This is a genomic window from Caulobacter sp. GW821-FHT05F04 (genome assembly GCF_059419665.1).
This window is the reverse complement of sequence record NZ_JBWKSF010000010.1, coordinates 128902-135760: the sequence shown is the minus strand read 5'-3', so window position 1 is coordinate 135760 and position 6859 is coordinate 128902. Positions and strand designations below refer to the sequence as shown.

The window sequence follows — 6859 nt, the reverse complement described above, 5'->3', positions numbered from 1 at the left end:
AGGGTGAACCCCAAGGTCCCCGACCCCATCCGCCTCGACGCTCACATGGAGCCCGAACCGCACATCGCCGGAAATCTCGCCCGTCATCGCGACCACAAGGGCGAACGCCCCCGCCACCGCCAGACCCGCTTTTTCATCCGCGCCGACATCCTATTGCCCCTCTTCAGCGTAACAGTTTTTGCGCGCTGTCAAGGTGACCGCCGGGCCTCCCGCCAGCGCCAGAATAATGCTCTTCGACCGTCCGGTAGGCGCATCGCGCGACGCCGGTCGTGGGCTTCTGGGCCGAGGGAGTTTGACTCGATCCAGGGCCGGTCACGCTGACACCGTCAACACGCCCGACGACCCGCACCCCAGGGTGAACCCCAAGGTCCCCGACCCCATCCGCCTCGACGCTCACATGGAGCCCGAACCGCACATCGCCGGAAATCTCGCGCGCCAAGCGTACACGATTCGTTCCGCTTGAGAAGGCCAAGCTAATTTTCCGTTACGACGCTTAGGGCCAGTCGGTGATCGTCCCCTCAAGGGCGGCGCTGCCGCCGCCTACGGCGGTGCGCTCCGCGCACCCTTGACCGGCCGCTCGCCGCCCGGCTTGGGCTCGGCAAGCGGTTTAAGCCTAGCTAGGCGCTTCGCGCCTGCGGCTTAACCGCAGCCTTCTACAGCTTTATGCGAACACCTGGGCCGACGCCGTTAGCGTCATCGGCATCTAGGAAAACGACTCCAGCATCCTCCAACGCCCGGCGGACAGCCTGAATATTGGCTTGAGAACTCCGGCCGGTTCCGACCTCTCCCTCCATCCGTCGGATCGTTTGCAGAGACACGCCAGAAGCTTCGGAGAGCCTTGCCCCGGTCCAGTCAACGAGAGCCCGCCCGGCTCTGATTTGCGCGCCTGTTAGCATTGTGTGATATATTTTGAGCCGTATGGCACTTTTTGTTTGATATGGAGGTTGGGGATTGATAGAGTCACGATAACCACTGAATCAGGACCTACGCTATGGGCCAGCGTCGAAAGACGGGCGACGGCGCTCGCCTGCCTGCCATCTCACGTCGCGCTGTGATTGGCGCGACCGCCGTTCCGTTCGCGGGGCCTGTGCGGGGACTTCCAGCGCCAGGCGCTGTCGATATCCCCGCACAGTGCGCCGCATGGGTAGCGGTGGACATGGAAATCACCCGGCTCTGTAACCGCTGGTCCGAGCTTGAAGTCCAGGCGGCCAAGCAGTTCGACTATTTCAACATGAGCGACGCCCAGATCAGCGCCTTGCCGATGGGGCCTGAGATGGACGCTGTGGACGCCGAGTGCCGACGCCTCGGCGATGTCTGCGAGGAAGCTCTTAAGCCGCTGGGCAAGCTGACACCCCGCACGGTGCAGGACGCCACGGCCATGCTCGCCATCGCTTATCGGTTGCTGCGCTTGCAGGAGGACGAGCCTTGGCCGTTCGTGAAGAAGGCCTGGACCTTCCTGTCTCGGGCGCATTGCCCTGGCTGTGGGGCGGCATACGCCCCAGACTCGTTGCCGGTTTCCACGCAATGATTTGGGGGGCTCACCCCAGATTGCTGCGCGTCACCGATGTCCTTGCTGCGGGTTTCCGTCGTCTAGGGACTGTGATGAGCAAAAATCTTGGTCTTCTCCAATCTATCCCAAAGGTGCCGCCTGTAACCGGCGAGGTTTCCGGCGTTTCCCAGAGTACGATCGTCACACACGGTCGCCTCTTGGCTCCTGCATTGACCGAGACCGCTACTCCTCGAACGCTTTTGGCTCCCGCCCCCAAGGAGCCAAGAATGGACGAGCCCCCGCGTCCCGCAGTTGGGACGATCACCCCCGCCAATGACGCGCCTTCCCCGCATCCCGAGTTCGACGCCGTGGTCATGACCCTGGCGAGCCTCTTGGGGCGGCAGATGGCGCGCGAGCATTTCCTCGCCAGCCTGGAGGCGGCCAACGCCGATGGCGGCGAGCATCAAGCCTGAGAGCCTGGAGGTTAGGACCATGACCCGCGTTGCGCTCTACGCCCGCTATTCCGACGACAAGCAGTCGCCCAACTCGATTGAGGATCAGTTCCGCATCTGTCGGATGCACGCCGACAAGCAGGGCTGGAATGTCGTTGCGGACTATTCCGACGCCAAGCTCTCTGGTTCGACAGTCATTTTCCGACCTGGGTTCAAGACGCTGATCCGCGACGCCCTGGCTGGAAAGTTCGACATCGTGCTTGCCGAGGCGCTGGACCGGCTCAGCCGCGATCAGGAGGACATCGCCGCCGCTTTCAAGCGGTTGCGGTTCGCGGGCGTGCCGATCGTCACCCTATCCGAGGGCGAGATCACCGAGCTTCATGTCGGCCTCAAGGGCACGATGAACGCGCTGTTCTTGAAGGATCTGGCGGCCAAGACCCATCGCGGCATCCGGGGGCGGGTGGAGTCGGGCAAGGTCGGATGCGGTAACGCCTACGGCTACCGGGTCGTGCCGACGATCGACGCAGCGGGGCGCGTCTCGACCGGCGAGCGCGAGATCATCCCCGAGGAGGCGGAGGTCATCCGGCGCATCTTCCGCGACTACGCCGCCGGCAAGAGCCCGCGTCGCATCGCCATCGAGCTGAATGAGGAGGGCGTCTTCTCGCCGTGGGGCGGGCGGTGGAGCGACACCTCTATCCGGGGCAACCGGGCCTTGGGGTCAGGGATCATCAACAACGAGTTCTATGTTGGCGAGATGATTTGGAACCGGCGCCGCCGGCTCAAGAACCCTGACACCGGCCGCATCGCGTTGCGGTTCAATCCCGAGAGCGAATGGGTCCATGTGAAGGCCCCGCATCTTCAGATCGTCAGCGACGAGCTTTGGGCCGCCGCACGCGCCAAGCAGGCCAGCCTTGTCCATGTCTACGAAGAGAACCTGTCCAAGCGCGGCAAGGCGCTGGCCGCCATGCACCGACCAAAGACGCTCCTATCGGGGCTGATCGTCTGCGGGGTCTGTGGTGGTTCGGTGGCCAAGCGGTCGAACAATCGGTTTGGCTGTTCCAATAACGCCCTTGGCAATGGTTGCTCCAACGGTCGGACGATCATTCGTGACCGGCTTGAGGAGCGGGTTCTCAAGGGCCTCAAGGAAAGCCTCGTGACCGGCGAAGCCATCGCCCAGGCGATGCGGTCCTACATCGAGGAAACCAACCGGCTGAACCACCAGCGCCGCGCCACGCGCGGCGGCGACGTGTTGCGGCTGGAGAAGGCCCGCAAAGCCATCGATGGCATCGTCAGCGCCATCGAGGACGGCGGCTATACCCGGCCGCTCATGGAGCGGTTGAAGGGGCTGGAGGCCGAGGTCGAAGCGCTGGAGGCCAAGCTCGCCGAACCGACGATCGACGTGCCTGACCTGCACCCGAACATGGCTGAGCTTTACAGGCGCAAGGTCGAGCGGTTGAGTGAAGCCCTCAGCCAGCCCGAAGAGCGCAACGAAGCCGCCCAGGCGTTGCGGGCGCTGATCAAAGAGATCATCCTTACGCCCGGTCCCAATCGTGGCGAGATTTTCGCCGAATTGCGCAGCGAATTCGAGACCGTCCTCCAGTGGTCGCAGGACGAGGGAGGCCATCGGTTCACCGCCCTTGGCCGCTTTCTCGGCGGGCCGTTAGCCGTGACGGCGGACTCTCGGGCGGGAATGACGGGAGAATTGGGATTGTGGGATTGATGAGCATCCACGCCATCCTCGATCGTCGCCTGGACCGCAACGCCACCGCGCCGCTGGCCGTCGGCTTCTCCGGCGGCGGCGATTCTCTCTTCCTGCTGAAGGCGGTCGTGGACTGGGCGGGCCAACGGCCCGTTCTGGCCCTGGTGGTCGATCACCAGCTTCAGCCCGACAGCGCGCGCTGGACCGCCGAGGCCGTCGCCAAGGCGCGGGCGCTGGGCGCGGCGGCGAAAGCGCTGGCGTGGACTGGCGACAAGCCTTCCACCGGTGTCCCCGCCGCCGCCCGTAGCGCGCGTCACGCTCTGCTGGCCGCCGCCGCCCGAGAGGCCGGGGCCAAGGTCCTGCTGCTGGGCCACACCGCCAGCGATCTGGCCGAGGGCGCGGCCATGCGGGCCGAGGGTTCGACGGTTTCCGACCCCCGCGAATGGGCGCCGTCGCCGGTCTGGCCTGAGGGGCGGGGCGTCTTCCTGCTGCGGCCGCTGCTGGGCCTGACCCGCGACGAGATCCGGCGGGCCTTGGCCGCCGAGGGCGAGACCTGGCTGGACGATCCCGCCAACGAGGATCTGCGCTACGCTCGGGCGCGGGCCAGGGCGTCGGGCGTCGACGAGGTCGCGGCGGACGAGGCCGTTTCGCGCCGCCCACCGGCCTTCGAAGTCGATCGCGCCGGAACCATCCGCCTGCCGCGCGATGTCGCCGCCGCCCATCTGGCCGCCGCCCTGCTGTGCGCCGCCGGGACGGAGCGACCGCCCCGGGGCGAACGGCTGGCGCGGCTGGCGCAACGTCTGCGCTCCGGTGAAATCTTCACCGCTACCCTCTCCGGCGCGCGGATCGAGGCTGATGCGGAGGTGATGGTCTGCCGCGACGCCGGCGAAATCGCGCGCGGCGGCCTTGGCCCGCTGGACCTTGCTCCGGGCCAGACCCGCGTCTGGGACGGTCGCTGGGAAATTGCCGCCGGCGCCGAGCCGCTGACCGTCAGCGCCTTGAAGGGCGAGGCCTCCCGTCTTTCGCCCAGCCAGCGCGCCGCGCTCTCCGCCCTCCCGGCGCCGGCCCGTCCCGGCCTGCCGTTGATCATGCGTCCCGGCGCGGTCCCGTATTGCCCCGCGCTTGACGGCCCGGACCTTGCAGCCGAAGGAAGGGCGCGCGCGCGTCCGCTCGTTCTGGATCGTTTCAAGGCCGCGATCGGTCTGATCGACCAAGAATCCGTGACCTGATGTCACGTCCATGGCGCAAGCGCGCATGACCTCCTATCTTGGGAGGTCAAGAACCTATTCGTTGGGAAGACGAGGCGTATGAATTTCCGGAACCTGGCCATCTGGCTGGTGATCGTCGCGGTGCTGGCGGGCGTGTTCGTCGTCAGTCAGAACGCCCGCACCAAGGGCGGCGGCGAGATAAGCTATTCGCAGCTCCTCAAGGATGTCGACGCGGGCAAGATCAAGTCCGCCGAGATCGCGGGGCAGACCGTCATGGCCAAGGGCGCCGACGGCAAGGTGCTGACGGTCAACGCGCCGCTGAACTCCGACGAACTGGTCAACCGCATGGTGGCCAAGAACGCCGACGTGAAGTTCAAGAGCGGCTCGATCAGCTTCCTGGCCATCGTGGTCCAGCTGCTGCCGATCCTGCTGGTCGTGGGCGTCTGGCTGTTCTTCATGCGTCAGATGCAAGGCGGGGCGAAGGGCGCCATGGGCTTCGGCAAGTCCAAGGCCCGGCTGCTGACCGAGAACAAGAACCGCATCACCTTCGAGGACGTCGCCGGCGTCGACGAGGCCAAGGAAGAACTGCAGGAGGTCGTCGACTTCCTGAAGGATCCGGCCAAGTTCCAGCGCCTGGGCGGCAAGATCCCCAAGGGCGCCCTGCTGGTCGGCCCTCCCGGTACGGGTAAGACCCTGATCGCCCGCGCGGTCGCGGGTGAGGCGGGCGTGCCGTTCTTCACCATTTCCGGTTCGGACTTCGTCGAGATGTTCGTCGGCGTCGGCGCCAGCCGCGTGCGCGACATGTTCGAGCAGGCCAAGAAGAACGCGCCCTGCATCATCTTCATCGACGAAATCGACGCCGTCGGTCGCCACCGCGGCGCCGGCCTGGGCGGCGGCAACGACGAGCGCGAGCAGACCCTCAACCAGCTGCTGGTCGAGATGGACGGCTTCGAGGCCAATGAAGGCATCATTCTGATCGCCGCCACCAACCGTCCCGACGTGCTGGACCCCGCGCTGCTGCGTCCGGGCCGCTTCGACCGTCAGGTCGTGGTGCCGAACCCGGACGTCGCCGGCCGCGAGAAGATCATCCGCGTGCACATGAAGAACGTGCCGCTGGCCGCCGACGTCGACGTCAAGACCCTGGCGCGCGGCACCCCGGGCTTCTCGGGCGCCGATCTGGCCAATCTGGTCAACGAAGGCGCCCTGCTGGCCGCCCGCAAGAACCGCCGCATGGTCACCATGCACGACTTCGAAGCCGCCAAGGACAAGGTCATGATGGGCGCCGAGCGCCGCTCGATGGCCATGAGCGACGCCGAGAAGAAGCTGACCGCCTACCACGAGGGCGGCCACGCCCTGGTGGCCCTGCGCGTTCCCGTCGCCGATCCGGTCCACAAGGCCACGATCGTGCCGCGCGGCCGGGCCCTGGGCATGGTCATGCAGCTGCCCGAGGGCGACCGCTACTCGATGAGCTACGACATGATGACCTCGCGCCTGGCGATCATGATGGCTGGCCGGGTCGCCGAGGAACTGATCTTCGGCAAGGAGAAGATCACCTCGGGCGCGTCCAGCGACATCAGCGCCGCCACCAGCCTGGCCCGCAACATGGTCACTCGCTGGGGCTTCTCGGACGAGCTGGGCACGGTGGCCTATGGCGACAACCAGGACGAGGTGTTCCTGGGCCATTCGGTCGCCCGCACCCAGAACGTCTCGCCCGAGACGATGGTCAAGATCGACAAGGAAGTCCGCCGCCTGGTGAAGAGCGGCGAAGACGACGCCCGCAAGATCCTGACCGAAGAGCTCGACAACCTGCACGTCGTGGCCAAGGCCCTGCTGGAGTTCGAAACCCTGAGCGGCGACGAGATCATCGGCGTCATGAAGGGCGAGACCCCCAAGCGCGACGAGGACGAGAGCAACAAGGAGACGGTCTCCGCGCCGTCCCTGGTGCCGCTGTCCCCGGGCGCGGGCGCCAGCGTCACAGCCTAGGCGGACCGAACTCAGACGATCAAAGCCG

At 66.3% G+C, this 6859-nt stretch carries 5 protein-coding genes; all 5 read left to right on the top strand.

Going from position 1 to position 6859, the window contains the following annotated elements; all coding sequences use genetic code 11:
- Positions 1-1156 precede the first annotated feature (1156 nt).
- The gene (locus AC07R7_RS22890) at positions 1157-1528 is read left to right on the top strand and encodes a hypothetical protein (RefSeq protein ID WP_494636700.1); all 372 of its coding nucleotides are present in this window, start codon (positions 1157-1159) and stop codon (positions 1526-1528) included.
- A gap of 248 nt (positions 1529-1776) precedes the next feature.
- Positions 1777-1962: a hypothetical protein gene (locus tag AC07R7_RS22885; RefSeq protein ID WP_494636699.1), complete on the top strand. Its 186-nt coding sequence runs from the start codon at positions 1777-1779 to the stop codon at positions 1960-1962.
- 19 nt (positions 1963-1981) lie between these two features.
- Positions 1982-3661 carry a recombinase family protein gene (locus AC07R7_RS22880; protein ID WP_494636698.1) on the top strand — a complete coding sequence of 560 codons (1680 nt, stop codon included), beginning with the start codon at positions 1982-1984 and terminating at the stop codon, positions 3659-3661.
- Positions 3652-4869, top strand: a complete 1218-nt coding sequence (gene tilS, locus AC07R7_RS22875; protein ID WP_494636697.1) for a tRNA lysidine(34) synthetase TilS — start codon at positions 3652-3654, stop codon at positions 4867-4869. The genes AC07R7_RS22880 and tilS overlap by 10 nt, the downstream gene beginning before the upstream one ends.
- A gap of 78 nt (positions 4870-4947) precedes the next feature.
- The gene (gene ftsH, locus AC07R7_RS22870) at positions 4948-6831 is read left to right on the top strand and encodes an ATP-dependent zinc metalloprotease FtsH (protein ID WP_494636696.1); all 1884 of its coding nucleotides are present in this window, start codon (positions 4948-4950) and stop codon (positions 6829-6831) included.
- Positions 6832-6859 lie beyond the last annotated feature (28 nt).

Excerpts from the sequence above, each read along its gene's own strand:
- AC07R7_RS22890 (WP_494636700.1), top strand. The coding sequence starts at position 1,157 with ATGGAAATCACCCGGCTCTGTAACCGCTGGTCCGAGCTTGAAGTCCAG.
- AC07R7_RS22885 (WP_494636699.1), top strand. The coding sequence starts at position 1,777 with ATGGACGAGCCCCCGCGTCCCGCAGTTGGGACGATCACCCCCGCCAAT.
- AC07R7_RS22880 (WP_494636698.1), top strand. The coding sequence starts at position 1,982 with ATGACCCGCGTTGCGCTCTACGCCCGCTATTCCGACGACAAGCAGTCG.
- ftsH (WP_494636696.1), top strand. The coding sequence starts at position 4,948 with ATGAATTTCCGGAACCTGGCCATCTGGCTGGTGATCGTCGCGGTGCTG.